This is a genomic window from Streptomyces sp. NPDC002076 (genome assembly GCF_053593835.1).
Map to the genome: position 1 here is coordinate 71,068 of NZ_JBSFDI010000015.1, position 18,066 is coordinate 89,133.

Here is an 18,066-nt window from a genome sequence, read left to right on the forward strand (position 1 = left end):
CTCCATGCCGCGTACGGAGACAGAGCAGGCGCCCGAGCCGGTCGCGATCGTCGGAATCGGTCTGCGGTTCCCCGGCGGCAGCGGCTCGCCCGACGAGTTCGACGCCTTCCTCAAGGAGGGCAGGAGCGGGATCGGCCCGATCCCGCGGGACCGCTGGGACGTCGAGGCGTTCACCCCCGAGGGCCCCGACGACAAGGGCAAGATCATCGCCTCGGCCGGCGGGTTCCTGGACCGCATCGACCTGTTCGACGCGGGCTTCTTCAACATCTCCCCGAAGGAAGCCCGCTACATGGACCCCCAGCAGCGGCTGCTGCTGGAGACCGCCTGGCAGGCCCTGGAGCACGCCGGTATCGACCCGGCCCCGCTGCGCCGCGGCAACGGCGGCGTCTACATCGGCGCCAGCTCCATCGACTACGCCCTGGAGCTGGACTCACTGCCGTACGAGGAGCTGGACGGCCATCTGGCGTCCGGCATCACCATGTTCCCGCTGTCGGGCCGGCTGTCCTACTTCCTCGGCTGGCGCGGCCCGAGCATGAGCGTCGACACCGCCTGCTCCTCCTCCCTGGTCGCCCTGCACCTCGCCGTGAACGCGCTGCGCGCCGGCGAGACCGACATCGCGCTGTGCGGCGGCGTCAACGCCCTGCACCACCCGCGCATCCCGGTGATGTTCTCCAACGCCCAGATGCTCGCCCCGGACGGCCGCTGCAAGACCTTCGACGAGTCCGCCGACGGCTACGCGCGCGCCGAGGGCTGCGGCATCGTCGTGCTCAAGCGGCTGTCCGACGCCGAGCGCGACGGCGACCGGATCCTCGCCCTGGTGCGTGGTACGGCCGTCGGCCAGGACGGCGACAGCGCGGGCCTGACCGTGCCCAACGGGCCGGCCCAGGAGAAGGTCATCCGCAGCGCGCTCGCCGCCGCCCGCCTGACGCCCGGGGACATCCAGTACGTCGAGGCGCACGGCACCGGCACCCCGCTCGGCGACCCCATCGAGTTCGGTGCCATCGGCGACGTGTTCGTGGACTCCCACACCAAGGACCGGCCCGTGCTGGTCGGCTCGGTGAAGACCAACCTCGGGCACATGGAGCCCGCCTCCGGCATCGTCGGCGTCATCAAGACCGTGCTTCAGCTGCGGGCCCGGACGATCTACCCGCACCTCAACCTGGAGACGCCCTCCGGCCGCATCCCCTGGGACCTCTACCCGCTGCGGGTGCCCACCGCCTGCGAGCCGTGGGACGCCGAGGTGCGGCGAGCGGTCGTCAACAGCTTCGGGTTCGCCGGCACCATCGGTGCGGTGGTGCTGGAGCAGGCGCCGGCGCCCGCCGAGCCCGCAGCGGGCGAAGGGGCAGCGCCGCTGTTCACCCTGTCGGCGAAGAACGCCGCCGCCCTGCGCGAACTCGCCGCCGCCTACCGGGAGTCGGTCGACCACCGGCCCCTGGACGCACTCTGCCACAGCGCCAACACGACCCGCGCCCACCACCCGTACCGCATCGCCGCCCCGGTCGCCGACCGGGCCGCCCTGGCGAGGCTCCTCGACCGGGCCGCCGAGCAGGAACACGAAGGCCCCTCGGGCATCCGCAAGACCGCGTTCCTGTTCACCGGCCAGGGCTCCCAGTACGCCGGCATGGGCGCCGCCCTCTACGCGGCCTGCCCCGTCTTCCGCGAGCACGTGGACGCGTGCGACGAGCTGTTCGCCGCCCATCTCGGCCGGTCGGTGCGGGAGTTGCTGCTCGGCACCGCCGCCGACCCCGAGGCGATCGACCGCACCGAGTACACCCAGCCCGCCCTGTTCACCCTGGAGTACGCCCTCGCCCGGCAGTGGATGGCCTGGGGCGCCCGGCCGAACGTGCTCATCGGACACAGCATCGGCGAGGTCGTCGCCGCCGCCGTCGCCGGGCTGTTCGACCTGCCCGACGCCGTCCGGCTGGTCGCCGCCCGCGCCCGGCTGATGCAGGCCGTGCGCACCGCGGGCGGGATGGCCGCCGTCGCCGCGCCCGTCGAGGACGTCGAGCCCCTGCTCCAGGGACACGACGACCTGGCGCTGGCGGGCGTCAACGCCCCTGACCAGACGGTGATCTCGGGCGCCACGGCCGCGCTGGACGAGGTCGTCGCCGCCCTGGAGGCCAAGGGCGTCCGCGTGGACCGGCTCAAGGTCTCCCACGCCTTCCACTCCCCGCTGATGGCCGAGGTCTACGACGACTTCCGCGCCGCCCTCGACGGCATCACCTTCCGCGAGCCGGCCATCAGCCTCATCTCCAACGTCACCGGCCGCCTCGCCCGCTTCCGGGAGATCGGCGACCCGGACTACTGGGTACGCCACATCGGCGAACCCGTCCGCTTCCTCGACGGCATCCGGGCCGTCGCCAGGCGCGGGCGGCACGCGATGGTGGAGATCGGCCCGCAGGCCGCGCTCACCGCGCTCGCCCGGCGCGGCGTCACCGCCGAGGACCACCTGTGGCTCGCGAGCCTGCGCCGCCGCGACACCACGACCGCGACCACCCTCACCGCGCTCGCCGACTACTACACGGCCGGCCTCACCGTCGACTGGAGCGGCTACCACGCCGGACACCCGGTGCCCGCCCGCGTGGACCTGCCGACCTACGCCTTCCAGCGCAAGCGCTACTGGCTGCCCTCGGTCACCCCGCGCCGCTCCGCCGCGAACGGCAGCGCCCGGCACCCGCTGCTCGGCATCGAGGAGCGGTTCGCCAGCGGGGTGCGGGAGTTCACGGCCGAGTTCACCGCCGAGGAGCTGGGCGCGCTCGCCGACCTCGCCGACGGCGGCCGTACCGTGCTGCCCGCCGGCGCCTACGTCGACCTGCTGTTCGCCGTGCAGGACGCAGTCCAGGGCCACGCCCGCTCCGCCGTCCGCGACCTGAGGCTGCTCGCCCCGCTGGAGCTGCCCGCCGAGACCGTGACCGCGCTGACCACCCGCTGGCGGCCCCGGCACGGCGGCGGCGCCGAGGTCGAGGTGTTCACGATCGTCGGCGGCGAGGAGAACCTGCACGCCACCGCCGTCGTCGCCGCGGCGCCCGAACCCCTCGTCCCGGTCTCGGAGCTGGCCGAACTGGACGCCACCCTCGCCCCCGCCGCCCAGCACATCGACGACGAGGACATCTACACCGACCTCGCCTCCGTCGGCCGCCCCCAGGGTCCGAGGATGCGGCTCCTCTTGAGCGCCGCCCGGCACGGCGACGCAGTGCCCCGACAGGCAACGTCCGCCCCGTCGCGACGCCCGGCACGCACTCTCGCCGCACGAGCCGAAAGCCCAAGTACGTCCAGTACGAGGGCTTCCGGCGGGCACGCCGATAGCACGCACCGGACGCCGCTCCTTGATGGGCAAACGTTGCCTGCCGGGGCACTGGTCACCGGCGAGCTCACCGGCCGCGACGCCACCGCCGTGGAGCACGTCCCGGCCGAGCTGCTGGAGGCCGCCGTGCAGGCCCTGGTCGTCCTCGACCCCGAGGGCCCGGTGTTCGTGCCGCGGGAGATCGCCGCCGTACGGCACTTCCGCAAGCCGCGCGGCGAGAACCTGAGGGTCCTCGCCCGGGTGCGCGGCGAACAGGACCGGCGCCTCGCGGACGTGCTGCTGCTGGAGAACGGCGAGCCGGTCGCCGAGCTGCTCGGGGTACGCATGGCCCGGCCCGAGGGGCGCGCCGGCCGCCGTCAGTTCCTGCACCGCCCCGACTGGGTCCGCCGCGCCCTCCCGGCCACGGAGCACGGCCCGGCCCGGCATGTGGTGCTGCTCGACCCGTCCGCCGCGCGGGCCGCCGAACTCGCCGCCGAGCCCGGCCTCAAGGTCACCTGGCTGACGGAGTTCACCGACCTCAAGGCCGCCCTGGAGGACCCCACCGTCACCGACGTCTGCCGGCTGTGGCGGCAGTGCCCCGAGCCGATGTCCGCCGAGCGGCTGCGCGCCGAGTGCGAGGACAACTACCGCGAACTCCTCGCGCTGGTCGGCGCGTTGGAGGCCGCGGCCCGGCCGCCCCGGCTGTGGCTGGTCACCGAGGGCGCCCAGTGGCTGCCCGGCGACCCGGCCGGCGACGGCGGCCACCTCGGCGCCGCCACCCTGTGGGGCTTCGGCCGGGTGCTGCTCACCGAGTACCCGCAGTACCGGGCCACCCTGGTCGACCTCGCCCCCGGCAGCGGCCTCACCCCGCTCGCCGAGGAGTGGCGGGCCGAGCCGCCCGGCGAGTACCAGGTCGCCCACCGGCCCGGCCGCCGCTATGTGCGCCGGCTGCTCGCCGGTGACACCGCGCTCACCTGGACCGGGGGCTTCGAACTGCGCGCCCCCGACTCCGGCGACCTGTCCGACCTGGCCCTCGCCCCGGTCCCCGACCGGGCGCCCGGGGCCGGCGAGGTCCAGGTCCGCGTGCACACCGTCGGCCTCACCGCCGAGGACGCCCGCACCGCCCTGGACACCGGCCGGGCGGAACGCGCGGCGGAGGGCGAGGAGGAACCCCCGCCGCTGCTCGGGCGGCTGGCGCGCGGCACGGTCCTCGCCACCGCCGACGGCACCGGATTCGCGCCGGGCGACGAGGTGCTCGTACGGCACGACGGCACCTTCCGTGCCACGCTCACCGTGCCCGTCCCGGCCGTCGTCCACGCCACCGGCTCCGACGACACCGCACCCCGCTTCCGGCTCGACGAGACCGGCGAGGCCCTGCGCACCGCCCTCGCCGACCCCGCCGGACGGGCCTGGGTGACCCTGCCCGAGGACCCGGCCGAGCAGCCGCCGGACGCGGTGCTCCTGGCGGAGGGCCGGGCCGGATCGCAACGGGACGCGGTGATCCCGCCGGAGGGCCGGCCCGAGCCGCAGCAGTACGCGGTCGACGAGGGCCCCACCCGGCTCCGCGCCGACCGCACCTACCTGGTCACCGGCGGCCTCGGCGGCCTCGGCCTGGTCACCGCCCGCAAGCTGGCCGCCCTCGGCGCCCGGCACCTGACCCTGGTCAGCCGCAGCGGCCGGGCCACCGAGGAGGCCTCGGCGCTCCTCGCCGACCTCGCCGCCGACGCCGAGATCGACGTCGTACGCGCCGACATCTCCCGCCCGCAGGACGTGCGGCGGCTCGTCCGGCAGCTCGCGGCGGGCCCGTACCCGGTCGGCGGGATCGTGCACGCCGCCGGCTCCTACGACAAGAAACTGATCTCCGAGCTGACCTGGGAGTCCATCGACGCCCAGCTCGCCGCGAAGGCCTACGGCGGCTGGCTGCTGCACGAGGCCGCCGAGGAGTCCTTCCCGGAGCTGGAGTTCTTCGTCACCTACTCCTCCATCGCCTCCGTCCTCGGCGGCGCCACCCAGGGCCACTACGCCGCCGCCAGCGCCGCCCTCGACGCGCTCGCCGAGTGGCGCGGCCGGCGCGGGGTGCCCGGCCTGTCGGTCAACTGGGGCGCCTGGGCCCGGGTCGGCATGTCCGCCCGCCTCGAGGAGCACCTCAGCCAGGAGATCGAACGCAGCGGCGTCCGCTTCTTCTCCCCGACCCGCGCCCTGGACACCCTCGCCCGGCTCTGGGGCCGGCCGCGCACCCAGCGGATCGTCGGCGAGTTCGACTGGGACCGCTATGTCTCCGGCAGCGTCACCGGCGACCTGTTCTACGACCGGCTCGCCCGGCGGACCACGGACGAGGACGGCACCGGGCTCGACCTCGGCGCGCTGGCCGCGCTGCCGGAGGCCGAACGGCTCGCCGCCGTCACCTGCGTGGTCCGCGAGAAGGTCGCCGCCGTCCTGCACCTGGAGGAGGGCGACGAGCTGGACGCGAACGCCGAATTCGTGTCGCTGGGCCTGGACTCCCTGATGGCCCAGCAGGTCAAGGCCGCACTGGAGCAGGCGTTCCGGCTGCCCCTGCCGGCCTCCCTCACCCATGACCACCCCACGGTCCGCGCGCTGGCCCGGTTCGTCGACGGGCAGCTCGCCCCGGCAGCGTGAACAGCAAGGGACGGGAAACCGAGATGACCGACACACCGAGGGAGCGCTGGACGCTCCACCACTCCGTGCGCGCCCACGCCGGAAGCCGCCCGGAGCACCCGGCGATCGTCTGCGAGGGCCGGGTCACCACCTACGCCAAGCTCCACCAGGACAGCAACCGGGCCGCGCACGCCCTGCGCGCCGGCGGCGTCCGGCGCGGTGACCGGGTCGCCTACCTGGGCCGCGAGTCCGCGAACTACTACCTCGTGATGATCGCCTGCGCCAAGGCCGGCGCGGTCCTGGTCCCGGTCAACTGGCGGCTCACCCCGAACGAGGTCGACCACATCCTGCGCGACTCCGGGGCAACGCTGATCTTCGTGGACGACGAGTTCTGGGACACCGTCGCCACCGTCCGCCACCAACTGCGCGGACTGCGCCGGGTGATCCGCGTCGACGGCACCGACGCCGACGGCGAACCCGCGCGCGGCGCCGGCGTGCCGGCCTGGGCGGCCGACCAGCCCGAGACCGACCCCACGCCCGGCACCGGCCCGGACGACGCGGTGATCCAGATCTACACCAGCGGCACGACCGGCCTGCCCAAGGGCGCCGTCCTCGCCCACCGCAGCTTCTTCACGCTGCCGCACGCGAGCCGCGCCGAGGGCGTCGACTGGATCGACTGGCGGCCCGAGGACGTGGCCCTGATCTCGCTGCCGGGCTTCGGCGTGGCCGGCATCGGCTGGTTCCTGCACACCCTCAACGCGGGCGGCACCAACGTCATCATGCCGCAGTTCGACCCGCAGGAAGCGGTCCGGCTCATCCGCGCCCACCGCGTGACGACCACCTTCGCCGCCCCCGCGATGCTCCAGGCGATGGCGGCCGAACGCGAGGCCGGACCCGAGGCGTTCCGCTCGCTCCGCAAGATCGCGTACGGCGCCGCCCCCATGTCCGAGACCCTGCTCAAGCAGTGCCTGGAGACCTACGACTGCGAGTTCGCCCAGATCTACGCCAGCACCGAGACCGGCAGCGTGGCGGTGTGCCTCCCGCCGGACGCCCATCACCCCGGAAGCACCAGGCTGAACTCCGTGGGCCGCCCCTGCCCCGGCACCGACATCAAGGTGATCGGCCCCGACGGCGAGACCCTGCCGCCCGGCGCGGTCGGCCAGATCTGCGTGCGCACCCCGTCCCGGATGCTCGGCTACTGGAACCTGCCCGAGGCCACGGCCCGCACCCTGGTGGGGGAGTGGCTGCACATGGGCGACGCCGGCTACCTCGACGAGGACGGCTACCTCCACCTGTGCGACCGCATCAACGACACGATCATCGTCGCCGGGCAGAACATCTACCCGGCGGAGGTCGAGAAGGCCCTCGCCGCGCATCCCGCGGTGGCCGACGTGGCGGTGGTCGGCCTGCCCGACGAACGCTGGGGCGAGAGCGTGCACGCGGTGGTCGTGCTGAAGCCCGGCGCGAGTGCCACCCCCCGGGAACTCCTGCTGTCCCTGCGGGGCCGCATCGCCGACTACAAGATCCCGGGGACGTACCACTTCACGGCCTCCCTGCCGCGCAACCCCTCGGGGAAGATCCTGCGCCGCGCGGTGCGGGAGGTACTGGCGGCACCAGCCAGGGACCCGCTGGGTCACGCACTATGACGACGTATCGACATCGCCCAGCGGAAGAGGACTTGACCATGAGCGCAGAGGCCCTGCGGATCGGCGTCCAGCTGCCCACCCGGGAACAGGCCATCAGGGGCAGCTATGCGGCCGCCCCCCTGCTCGACTTCGCCCGTCGGGCGGAGACCCTCGGGTTCGACTCCCTGTGGGCCGGGGACTCACTGACGGCCCGCCCTCGCCTGGACCCGCTGATCGTACTGTCCGCCGCGGCCGCCGCCACCCGGCGCATCACCGTCGGCACCGCCGCCCTCACCCCCGCCCTGCGCCACCCCCTCATCGGCGCCAACATGATCGCGAGCCTCAGCCATGTCGCCGCCGGCCGGCTGGTCCTCGGGCTCGGCTCCGGGTTCCCCATGGCCGAGACCGAGGAGGAGTTCGCCTCCGTCGGCGCCTCCTTCCAGGGCCGGGTCGGCCGCCTGGACGAGATCACCGCGCTGTGGCGGACGGCCTGGCGGTCCCACGACGAGGGCGAACCCGCCGAGTTCCAGGGCAAGTTCTGGCAGGCCGACAACCTCGACCGGCTGCCCTCGCCGGCGGTGCCCGGCGGCCCGCCCCTCTGGCTCGCCGGCAGCGACACCCCCAAGGTCCTCGCCCGCGCGGCGGCCCGCTACGACGGCTGGCTGCCGTTCCTGCCCGACGTCGACGCCTACGCCCGCGCCCGCCGCCGTATCGCCGAACTCGCGGCGGAGGCCGGCCGCACGGTCACTCCCGCGCTGTACGCCACGGTCACCGTGAACAGCGACGAGAGCGCCGCCAAGGCCGAGCTGGAGCACTACATCAGCCACTACTACGGCCGCTCCCTGGAGCAGATGAGCAGCATCCAGGCCTACGCCTGGGGCAGCGCCGAGAAGTGCGCCGAATGGCTCGGCGGATACGTCCGGGCCGGCGCCCGGCATCTGGTCGTACGGATCGGATCGCTCGACCCCGAGCCGCAGTTGAAGGAGATCGCCGAGGTGCTGCTGCCCGCGGTACGCGCCCTCGGCCCGTCCACCACCGTTGGGAGTACGCCGTCGTGACCACCGCCATCGGCACCATAGGCAGCCAGATGTCCAGCGAGGGGCACTGGTTCCACCCCGTGGAGCCCTCGCCCGACGCCTCGGTCCGGCTGTTCCTGCTGCCCCACGCGGGCAGTGGCGCCATCATCTACCGCGACTGGGAGCGCCTGTTGCCGCCGGACATCGCCCCGCAGGCCGTCACCCTGCCCGGCCGCCACAACCGCCGGGAGGAACCGACGTACGAGGAGTTCTGGCCGCTGCTCGACGCACTGCACGAGGCGGTGCTGAACGACCTGGACGAGCGGCCGTTCGCCCTCTTCGGGCACTGCCTCGGCGCCCAGCTGGCGTTCCGGCTGGCCATCCGGATGCAGGAGGAGGGCGGACCGGCGCCGGTGCTGGTCGGCATGTCCGGCTGGTCGCCCGAGGGCTTCTTCCAGCCGACGGAGGAGCAGAGCCGGATGCCGGAGCCCGAACTCGTCGAGTGGATCAAAAAGTTGGGGTCCTTCCCGGCGGAGATCTACGACAACCCCGAGATGCTCGCCCTGGTCGTGCCCGCGCTCCGCGCCGACCTGCGGGTCGCCGCCCAGTACGAGGACGACGGCAAGGGCGTCACCTGCCCGCTCGCCTCCTACGGCGGCCGCAGCGACCCGCTCCAGGAGGCCCCGGACGCCATGACCCACTGGGCCGGCCGCACCCCCGCCTACCTTGGCCACAACGAATACGAGGGCGGCCACTTCTACATCGACACCCACGCCCAGGCCGTGACCGCGCACTTCGCGCACCGGCTCCAGCGGCTGGCCGCGGCGGCGGTGCGCTGACCGCCGAGGGTCCGTGTCAGCGCCGTGTCAGCGGGGCGCGGGACAGTGCTCGGAGGACTGCCGTACCGAGTGCCGTCCCATGCCCCTCGCGTGCTCGCGGACCTCTTCGGCACGCCCCCCACCAGCACGAAACGACCTAGGAGGGTCGTCCATGACCACCGAAGCGGAACTGACCGGCAGCGCGGCCTCGGCCGCCTCGCCACCGGACATCGAGGAGGCCGCGGGCAAGCCCGCCTGGGGTGCGCTCTGGGTCGTGCTGGCCGGCCTGTTCATCGCCAACGTCGACTTCTTCATCGTCAACGTGGCCATCCCGTCACTCCAGCGGAACATGCACGCGACCAGCGCCGAGATCCAGCTGGTCGCCGCGACCTTCAACATCGGCCTGTCCGCCATGCTGATCACCGGCGGCCGGCTCGGCGACCTCTACGGCCGCCGGAAGGTCTTCTCCATCGGCCTGGCCCTGTTCACGCTGGCCTCGCTGGCCTGCGGCATCGCCCCGAACATGACCGAGCTGATCGTGGCGCGCGCGGTGCAGGGCGCCGCGGCCGCCCTCGTCATCCCGCAGGTCCTCGGCATCCTGACCACGGCCTACGCGGGCAAGGCCCGGGTCGCCGCGTTCAACGCCTACGGCATCACGATGGGCGCCTCCGCGGTGTTCGGCCAGCTGATCGGCGGCCTGCTGATCAAGGCCGACATCTTCGGCTGGGACTGGCGGACCATCTTCCTGATCAACGCCCCGATCGGCGCGGTGGTCCTGCTGCTCACACCGAAGGTGGTGCCCGAGTCCCGGGCCGAGGGCCACACCGGCCTCGACTGGACCGGCGTGATCCTGGTGACCGCGGGACTCGCCGCCGTCGTGCTGCCGCTGGTGGAAGGCCGTGAACAGGGCTGGCCGACCTGGACCTGGGAGTGCCTGGTGGCGGCCGTACCGCTGCTGGCCGCGTTCTGGTGGACCCAGCGCCGCAAGGCGGCCCGCGACAAGTCGCCGCTGGTCCACCCGAGCCTGTTCGAGGACCGCGCGTTCGGCGTGGGCGTCGTCTCGCTGCTGGTGTTCTTCGCCGCGATGGCCTCCTTCTTCCTGGTCCTCGCGCTGTACCTGCAGGAGGGCCGCGGCCTGTCCGCGCTCCAGTCGGGTCTGCTGTTCATCCCGCTCGGCCTCGGCTTCTTCATCGGCTCCGCGCAGTCCCCGAAGGTCGCGGGCAAGCTGGGCAAGCAGGTCCTGACCATCGGCGCGCTGCTCCAGGCGGTCGGCAACATCGCGCTCGCCGCCACCGCGTGGGAGCTGGGCGGCAGCGGCTCCGTCGGCTGGTGCATCCCGGCCATGGTGCTCGCCGGCTTCGGCATGGGCTTCGTCGTCGCCCCGCTCGCCTCGCTGGTCCTGGAGGGCGTCGCGCCGCACCACGCGGCCGCCGCCTCCGGGGTCTTCTCCACCGCCCAGGAGATGGGCAACGCCGTCGGCATCGCGGTCATCGGCGTCGTCTTCTTCGGCGTCGCCGGCCACCAGGTCACCGCCCACTCCTACGCCCACGCCTTCGGCGCGGGCCTGCTGGTCCAGGCGGGCATCTGCGTCGTGGTGGCACTGCTGGTCCAGCTGCTGCCGCGCCGGGCGCAGGCGTCCTGACCCACCGGCCGGGTGGACCACCGCCTGACGGGCGCACGGAGGCAGAGCCTCCGTGCGCCCGTCAGTGCTGCATCAGAACTCCGTCAGCCGTCTCCTCCACGCTGGCCGAAACAACCCACCGGATTTCGGCCGAGCCGACGGAGGACATCCGTGCCCGACACCCTTGACCCACTCCCCGCCTGGCCCATGCCCCGCTCCTGCCCCTACACGCCCCCGGACGCCTACGCGGAGCTGAGAGAGCGGCCCCCGCTGAGGGTGCGCATACGCGGCGGCGAGGCCTGGCTGGTCACCCGGCACGCGGACGTGCGCCGGGTGCTCAACGACCACCGCTTCAGCGCCGACGACCAGCAGCCCGGCTTCCCGATCCGGATCCAGCTGCCGCCCGAGCCCGGCGTGATGTCCTTCAGCCGCATGGACGACCCGGAGCACGGCCGGCTGCGCCGCATGGCGATGACCGAGTTCACCGCCCGCCGCACCCGCGCCCTGCGCCCCGAGGTGGAACTCCTGGTCGAACAGCTGCTGGACGAGCTGGCGGCGGGCCCCCGCCCGGTCGACCTGGTGGCGAACTTCGCGGTCCGGCTGCCCTCCCTGGTGATCGCCCGGATGCTCGGCGTGCCGGAGGAGGACGAGGCGGACTTCACCGAGCAGAGCCGGGTCATCCTCTCCCAGGAGGCCGGCCCCGAGGAGACGTACGCGGCCTTCGTGGAGATGTCGCAGTTCCTGGACCGGCTCGTCGCACAGCGCACCGCCACTCCGCAGGACGACCTGATCAGCCGGCTGGCCACCCGCTATGTGGCGAGCGGCGAGCTGACCCACGAGGACCTCGTGGCCATGGCCCGGTTCATCCTTGTCGCCGGGCACGAGACCACGGCCCACCAGATCAGCCTCAGCGTGCTCAGCCTGCTGCGCGACCCGGACCAGCTGGCCGAACTCCGTGCCGACCCAGGCCTGTTCAGGCCCGCAGTCGAGGAACTCCTGCGCTACTGGTCCATCTCGCAGGACAACCAGGTGCGCGCCGCCGTGGACGACGTCGAGCTGAGCGGGGCGAGGATCCGCAAGGGGGACGGCGTGATCGTCGCCATCCCCGCCGCCAACCACGACGAGTCGGTCTACCCCGGCGCCGCCCGCCTCGACATCCACCGCGACACCTCCGGCCATCTCGCCTTCGGCTTCGGCGCCCATCTGTGCCCCGGCGCGTCGCTGGCCCGCATGGAGCTGGAGGTGTGCCTGAGCGCCCTCTTCACCCGCTTCCCGACGCTGCGCCTGGCGGTGCCGCCGCAGGAGGTCCGCTTCCGCGAGAACACGATCGTGTACGGCCTGGAGGAACTGCCGGTCACCTGGTGAACCCCGCGCGCCCCGGGACCCGGCGTCAGCGCCGTGTCAGCGCCCCCCGGCACAGTGGAAAACGCGGCGAGACCGGGGCAGCACCACCCGGCCTGGTCGGTCCGCTGCCGTCCGACGAGAAGGAGTACGCCCGCCATGGCAGACACCGCAGCCCCGGCTCCCACCCGGGCGCTCGTCCTGGGCAACCCCGCCTCCGGCAGCCACTCGCCCGAACTGGTCGAAGAAGTAAGGCAGCTGTGTGCCTCCTGCCTGGAGCACACCGAGATGCACCTCACCACCGGCCCCGGTGACGCCACGGTCGCGGTGCGCCGCGCCCTGCAGCGGCCCGCGGCGGCATCCCCCGGCGCGCCCGACCTGATCGTGGTCATCGGCGGGGACGGCACCGTCCGGGAGGCCGTCCAGGGACTCGTGCCCGTGACCGGGAACGCCGCCCTCGCGGTGGTGCCCGGCGGCACCGGCAACTCCGGCTACAAGATGCTGTGGGGCGAGCGCCCCTGGAGCGAGTCCCTGAAGGCGGTCCTGACCGACAACGGCATCGGCGGCAGCGCCCGCCTGCGCCGCCTCGACCTGGCCCGCCTGGCCGAGACGCGCAACCACGTGTATCTCGGGGCCTGTTCGGGAGTGATCGCCGACGCGCTGATCACCGCCCGGGAGCTGCCGCTGACCGGGCGGGAGCGCTATGCCCGCGCCTTCGCCGACACGGCCGCCGGCTACCAGCCGTACCCGGGCCGGGTCACCGTGGACGGCCGGGTCGTGCACGAGGGCCCCACGGTCCTCGCCAACGTCGGCGGCGGCCGCTACCGAGGCGGCCGGTTCCTGGTCCTGCCCGGCTCGCTGCTCGACGACGGACTGCTCGACGTCTGTGTGATCGGCGGCGCGGTCCCGGCGGACCAGGTGCCGGAACTGACCCTGAAGGCACGGCACATGGACCACCCGGCGACCGTCTACGCCCGCGGGCGCACGATCACCGTCGAGCGCACCGACGGCCGCCGGCTCCCGCTGGAACACGACGGCGAGTACCAGCACGGCATCGGCACCACGGCCACCTTCGAGGTGCTCCCCGGAGCCCTCCCGGTCTGGGCGCCGGCCACCCCCTGAACCACCTGTCCGAAGAACCAGAGAAGCACGCCACAGAGGAGATCGCCCGCATGAGCGACCTGACCACCACCGTCACCCGTTACCTCGACATCTGGAACGAGGCGGACGCCGAGAAGCGCGCCGCGGCCATCGCCGAGCTGTTCACCGCCGACGCCCCGTACATCGACCCGCTCGCCGCGGTCGAGGGCCACGAGGGCTTCGGGGCCGTGGTGGCCGGTGCCCGCGACCAGTTCAAGGGCCTCGCCTTCGAACTGCACGGCACCGTCGACGCCCACCACAACCAGGCCCGCTTCCAGTGGGGCCTGGTGACCGAGCCGGGCGCCGAGCCGATCGCCATCGGCTTCGACGTGCTCGTCACCGACGAGGCGGGCAAGATCAAGGCCGTCTACGGCTTCCTGGACAAGGTCCCGGCCGCGTAACACCACCCATGCACTGCGGGAGCACCGGGGCGACGGTGCTCCCGCAGCCGTGTTCCCCCGCACGTCCCAGCGCACGCACGGAAGGTACCCGCCATGACCGCCGTCCTCGCGGAGAGCGTCGCCCGGGCGCTGTGCGCCGACTGGGCCGAGCAGGCCCGCACCCCGGCCCGGGCCGCCCGCGGCCGCACCCCAGCCGACACCCCGTTGCGTGAGCTCTCGCACTGGGCCGCGACCCTGCGGCCGCAGGATGTGCCGTGCCGGGTGCTGAAGCTCGCCGCGAGCCAGGTGCTCTCGCAGATCGCCTCCATCCGCGCGGGGCTGCAACACCCGCTCGGCAGAAGGCTGGTGGCCGCGTTCGGGCACCCCATGCAGCGCGATCCGCGTCAGGCGGCCGGTGTCTTCGCCGCGCTCGGTTCCTGGCTGAACCTGGACGACACCGCCTACGCCGGACACCTGTCGAACTCCACCGTGGCGGTGCCGCTCGCCTTCGCCTACGCCCGGCAGCTGGACGGGCTCTCGCTGCTCACCGCGGTGGTCGCGGCCAACGAGTGCGCGGCCCGGATCACCGCCTCCGCGACCCTCGGACCCCTGCGCGGCCAGAGCGCCGTACACACCCATCTGGCCGGCGCGGTGGCCGGGCGGCTGCACTGCGACCGGGCCCCGGCAGCCCTGTTCGAGAACGCTTTCGGGCTGGCCTTCGCGATGCCCAACTGGCCGCTGATGCGCGCCTTCCTGGCCAGCGACGCCCGCCTGTTCAACACCTTCACCCCGGTGCGCACTGCGATGGACGCCTGTGACGCCGCGTACGCCGGGCTGCGCGGGGCGCCGGACATCATGGAGCACCGCGACGGCTTCCTGGCCCGCTTCGCCACCGTGCCGCTGCCCCAGGCGGTGACCAAGGGGCTCGGGCGCCGCTGGCACACGGACACCCTGTCGTTCAAGATGCACCCGGGCGGGCCCGGTATCGACGCGGCAGTGGACTGCGCGGCCGAGATCCACAAGGAGATCGGCGCGCTGCGCCCGCGGGACGTGGCCGAAGTCGTCGTCGAGGCCTCCCTGTACACGCTGTTCGCGGGCCAGCGGGCCGCCCAGTACGTCACCGGGCCCGGTTCCCCGCTGGGCGCGCTGGTGCTGGACGTGCCCTACCCGGTGGCGACCACCCTGCTCACCGGCGAGTTCGGCGTGGACGACTTCTCCGCACCCCTGCTGGACGACCCCGACCGGTGGGCGCTGGCCAGGCGGATACGGCTGGAGCACGACACGGAGATGACGCGTCAACTCTTCCTGTCCGACGCGCCGTTCGGCGAGGCGGTGCGCGAGGCGGGGGAGCTGGCCGTGCCGTGGCTGCGCGGCTTCGGCGGTGACGAACTGGTGGACCTGGTGGGTGTGTCGGCGGCCGACGACCGTGACTTCTCCCGGTCCACCAAGGCCACCGGCGCCCGGGTCACCGTACGGCTGACGGACGGCCGTACGGTCTCGCGCACCCGGCTGATCCCGGTCGGGGCGGCCGGCCCGGAGACCCGGGCGGGCCATGCCGAGCTGGTGCGGGAGAAGTTCCTGTCGGTGGGCGGCGCGCAGGAGGTCGCCGACACCGTGGACCGGCTGCACCGGATGCGTCCGCGGGCGGTGCGCCGCTGGATCGAGACGGCGTTCCTGGACTGACGGCACGGCTACGGCACCTCGACGGCCGGCAGCACGGCGGAACACCCTCACTGCACGGGGAACCGCCCGCCCGCCGTGCCGCCGGTCCCCTGCGCCGGACGGCGCAACGCGGCCACGCGGAACACCCTCACTGCACGGGGAACCGCCCGCCCGCCGTGCCGCCGGTCCCCTGCGCCGGACGGCGCAACGCGGCCACGAACTTGTACCGGGAGCCCCGGTACACCGAGCGCACCCACTCCACCGGGGTGCCCTCCGCGTCCCGCGAGTGCCGGGACAGCAGCAGCATCGGCAGCCCCACGTCGGTGCCGAGCAACTGCGCCTCGCGCGGGGTGGACAGCGAGGTCTCGATGGTCTCGTCGGCTTCCGCGAGATGGACGCCGTACACCTCGGCGAGGGCCGTGTACAGCGAGGGCTGGGTCGCCAGCGAGCGGCGCAGGCCGGGGAAGCGCCGCGCGGACAGATGGGTCGTCTCGATCGCCATCGGATCGCCGCTGGCCAGCCGCAGCCGCTCGATGCGCAGCACGGGCTCGCCGAGGCCGATGCCGAGCAGCTCCGCCAGCCGCTGGTCGGCCGGGACCTCCCCGATGTCCAGCACCTGCGAGGCGGGGGTCAGGCCCTGGGCGCGCATGTCCTCGGTGTGCGAGGTCAGCTGGAGCGTGCGGTACAGCTTGGGCTGGGAGACGAAGGTGCCCTTGCCCTGGATCCGGTCCAGGCGGCCCTCGCCGACGAGTTCCGTGAGCGCCTGCCGGACGGTGGTCCGGGAGGTGTCGAACCGGACGGCGAGCAGCCGCTCGGCCGGCATCGCCGAGCCGGGCTGCAACTCCTCGGCCATGGCGAGCAGTCGCTGTTTGATCCGGTAGTACTTCGGCACGCGCGCGGTGCGGCCGGACGCCCCTCCGTGCGGCTGGGCGCTGCTGACGTCGGTGGTCATGCCTGCCTTCCCGGCTGTGTCGACGGTCTCCCGTTATAGCGACCAACTGCCCTATGGTCTAGTCCAACCCGCCCGCTCAGGTCCGGGCCGGCCCGATGGCCGGATGAATCGGGCGGATGCGGACGGGCGCGCTCCGGTGACGTTCTCGTAACGGCCGGAATCGGCTTCCCGGACCACCCTTGACACCCCGAAAGGTCTAGGCCAAGCTCCACCGTACTGGTCTACACCATTAGTGGCCAGGTCCCGAGCCCTACGTGCAACAGCGTCGTACGCAGGTCACCGCCGAGGGCGTGGGGGGATTAGTGGCATCCCTGAGGAGGGTGGCGTGAAGCGCAAGCTCGCTGCCGCGATCGTGATCGCGGGCATGATGGTCTCCGTTGCGGCGTGTGGCGGAAACGGCAAGGACAGCGGCAAGGACGCGGGACCGGACAGCTGGAAGGGCCAGACGCTCACCGTCTGGACCATGGACGGCTCCGCGCCGCCGCAGTGGAGCAAGGACGTCCAGGCCGCCTTCGAGAAGAAGACCGGCGCGAAGCTGAAGTTCGAGATCCAGAAGTGGGACGGGATCCAGCAGAAGATCACCACCGCCCTCTCCGAGGACAACCCGCCGGACGTCCTGGAGGTCGGCAACACCCAGACCCCGGCCTACGCGGCCACCGGCGGCCTCGCCGACCTCGCCGACCTCAAGAAGGGGATCGGCGCCGACTGGACGCCGTCCGTCTCCCAGTCCTCCGTGTACGACGGCAAGCAGTACGCCGCCCCGTGGTACTTCGCCAACCGTGTCGTCATCTACAACAAGGCGATCTGGGCGAAGGCCGGCATCAAGGCCACCCCGAAGACCCGCGACGAGTTCTTCAAGGACCTGGAGACCATCGGCAAGAAGACCGACGCCGAGCCCCTCTACCTGCCGGGCCAGAACTGGTACTTCCTCGACGGCCTGATCATCGGCCAGGGCGGCGACCTGGTGAAGAAGCAGGGCGACAAGTACGTCTCCAACCTCGCCGACCCCAAGGTCGCCGCGGCCATGGACATCTACAAGAAGTACGCCTCCTACTCCAAGGCCCCCAAGGACAAGGACGAGGCCACCCCCCAGCAGGCCACCATCTTCGCCAAGGGCAAGACGGGCGCCATCATCGGCATGGGCTGGGAGGCCGGCACCGCCATCCAGGCCAACAAGTCCATCGAGAAGGACCTCGGCTACTTCACCATCCCCGGCGCGACGGCCGACAAGCCCGAGGGCGTCTTCCTCGGCGGCTCCAACCTCGCCGTCGCCCAGAACAGCAAGAAGCAGTCCCTGGCCAAGGAGTTCCTGAAGATCGCCCTGTCCGACCAGTACGAGGGCGAACTGGCCAAGCTCAACGGCATCGTCCCCAACAAGACGGCCCTGCAGAGCAACCTCACGGGCAACGCCGCCGCCGAGGCCGCGGCCCCCGGCGCCGCGGTCGGCGGCACCACCCCGCTGATCCCGGCGTGGGCCGCGGTGGAGAACACCCCCAACCCGATCAAGTCCTATATGACCGCGGTGCTGAACGGCAAGGCTCCCGCGGCGGCCGCCAAGGACGTCGAGGGCGAGATCAACAAGCGCCTGGCCCAGCAGAACTGATGACCCGCC

Annotated in this window: 11 protein-coding genes; 10 read left to right on the forward strand and 1 reads right to left on the reverse strand. The window is 73.0% G+C overall.

The window, feature by feature from the left end; translation table 11 throughout:
- Nucleotides 1-4 precede the first annotated feature (4 nt).
- The 9 genes from ACWCQS_RS28975 to ACWCQS_RS29015 all read left to right on the forward strand — a co-directional run bounded on the left by ACWCQS_RS28975 (nt 5) and on the right by ACWCQS_RS29015 (nt 15,523).
- Nucleotides 5-5,920 carry an SDR family oxidoreductase gene (locus ACWCQS_RS28975; protein ID WP_451007178.1) on the forward strand — a complete coding sequence of 1,972 codons (5,916 nt, stop codon included), beginning with the start codon at nt 5-7 and terminating at the stop codon, nt 5,918-5,920.
- A gap of 23 nt (nt 5,921-5,943) precedes the next feature.
- The gene (locus tag ACWCQS_RS28980; RefSeq protein WP_451007179.1) at nt 5,944-7,545 is read left to right on the forward strand and encodes a fatty acid--CoA ligase; all 1,602 of its coding nucleotides are present in this window, start codon (nt 5,944-5,946) and stop codon (nt 7,543-7,545) included.
- A gap of 38 nt (nt 7,546-7,583) precedes the next feature.
- Nucleotides 7,584-8,582 carry an LLM class flavin-dependent oxidoreductase gene (locus tag ACWCQS_RS28985; protein ID WP_451007180.1) on the forward strand — a complete coding sequence of 333 codons (999 nt, stop codon included), beginning with the start codon at nt 7,584-7,586 and terminating at the stop codon, nt 8,580-8,582.
- Nucleotides 8,583-8,611: 29 nt separating this feature from the next.
- Nucleotides 8,612-9,379 (forward strand): thioesterase II family protein, encoded by a 768-nt coding sequence (locus ACWCQS_RS28990; RefSeq protein WP_451007293.1) that lies wholly within the window; start codon nt 8,612-8,614, stop codon nt 9,377-9,379.
- Between the two features lie 151 nt (nt 9,380-9,530).
- Nucleotides 9,531-11,000: an MFS transporter gene (locus tag ACWCQS_RS28995; protein WP_451007181.1), complete on the forward strand. Its 1,470-nt coding sequence runs from the start codon at nt 9,531-9,533 to the stop codon at nt 10,998-11,000.
- Nucleotides 11,001-11,150: 150 nt separating this feature from the next.
- On the forward strand, nt 11,151-12,344 hold the full coding sequence (locus ACWCQS_RS29000) for a cytochrome P450 (RefSeq protein ID WP_451007182.1): 1,194 nt from the start codon (nt 11,151-11,153) through the stop codon (nt 12,342-12,344).
- 135 nt (nt 12,345-12,479) lie between these two features.
- A complete protein-coding gene (locus ACWCQS_RS29005) occupies nt 12,480-13,442 on the forward strand; it encodes a diacylglycerol/lipid kinase family protein (protein WP_451007183.1) in 963 nt (320 codons plus the stop codon).
- Between the two features lie 50 nt (nt 13,443-13,492).
- Nucleotides 13,493-13,861 (forward strand): nuclear transport factor 2 family protein, encoded by a 369-nt coding sequence (locus tag ACWCQS_RS29010; protein ID WP_388624626.1) that lies wholly within the window; start codon nt 13,493-13,495, stop codon nt 13,859-13,861.
- Nucleotides 13,862-13,954: 93 nt separating this feature from the next.
- Nucleotides 13,955-15,523: an MmgE/PrpD family protein gene (locus ACWCQS_RS29015; RefSeq protein WP_451007184.1), complete on the forward strand. Its 1,569-nt coding sequence runs from the start codon at nt 13,955-13,957 to the stop codon at nt 15,521-15,523.
- A 127-nt stretch (nt 15,524-15,650) separates the two neighbouring features.
- Here ACWCQS_RS29015 and ACWCQS_RS29020 read toward each other — a convergent pair whose 3' ends face one another.
- Nucleotides 15,651-16,454, reverse strand: coding sequence for a GntR family transcriptional regulator (locus ACWCQS_RS29020; protein WP_451007185.1), 804 nt, complete (start codon nt 16,452-16,454; stop codon nt 15,651-15,653).
- Between the two features lie 325 nt (nt 16,455-16,779).
- On the opposite strand from ACWCQS_RS29020, the gene ACWCQS_RS29025 reads away from it, so the two are divergent.
- Nucleotides 16,780-18,057 (forward strand): extracellular solute-binding protein, encoded by a 1,278-nt coding sequence (locus ACWCQS_RS29025; RefSeq protein ID WP_451007186.1) that lies wholly within the window; start codon nt 16,780-16,782, stop codon nt 18,055-18,057.
- Nucleotides 18,058-18,066 lie beyond the last annotated feature (9 nt).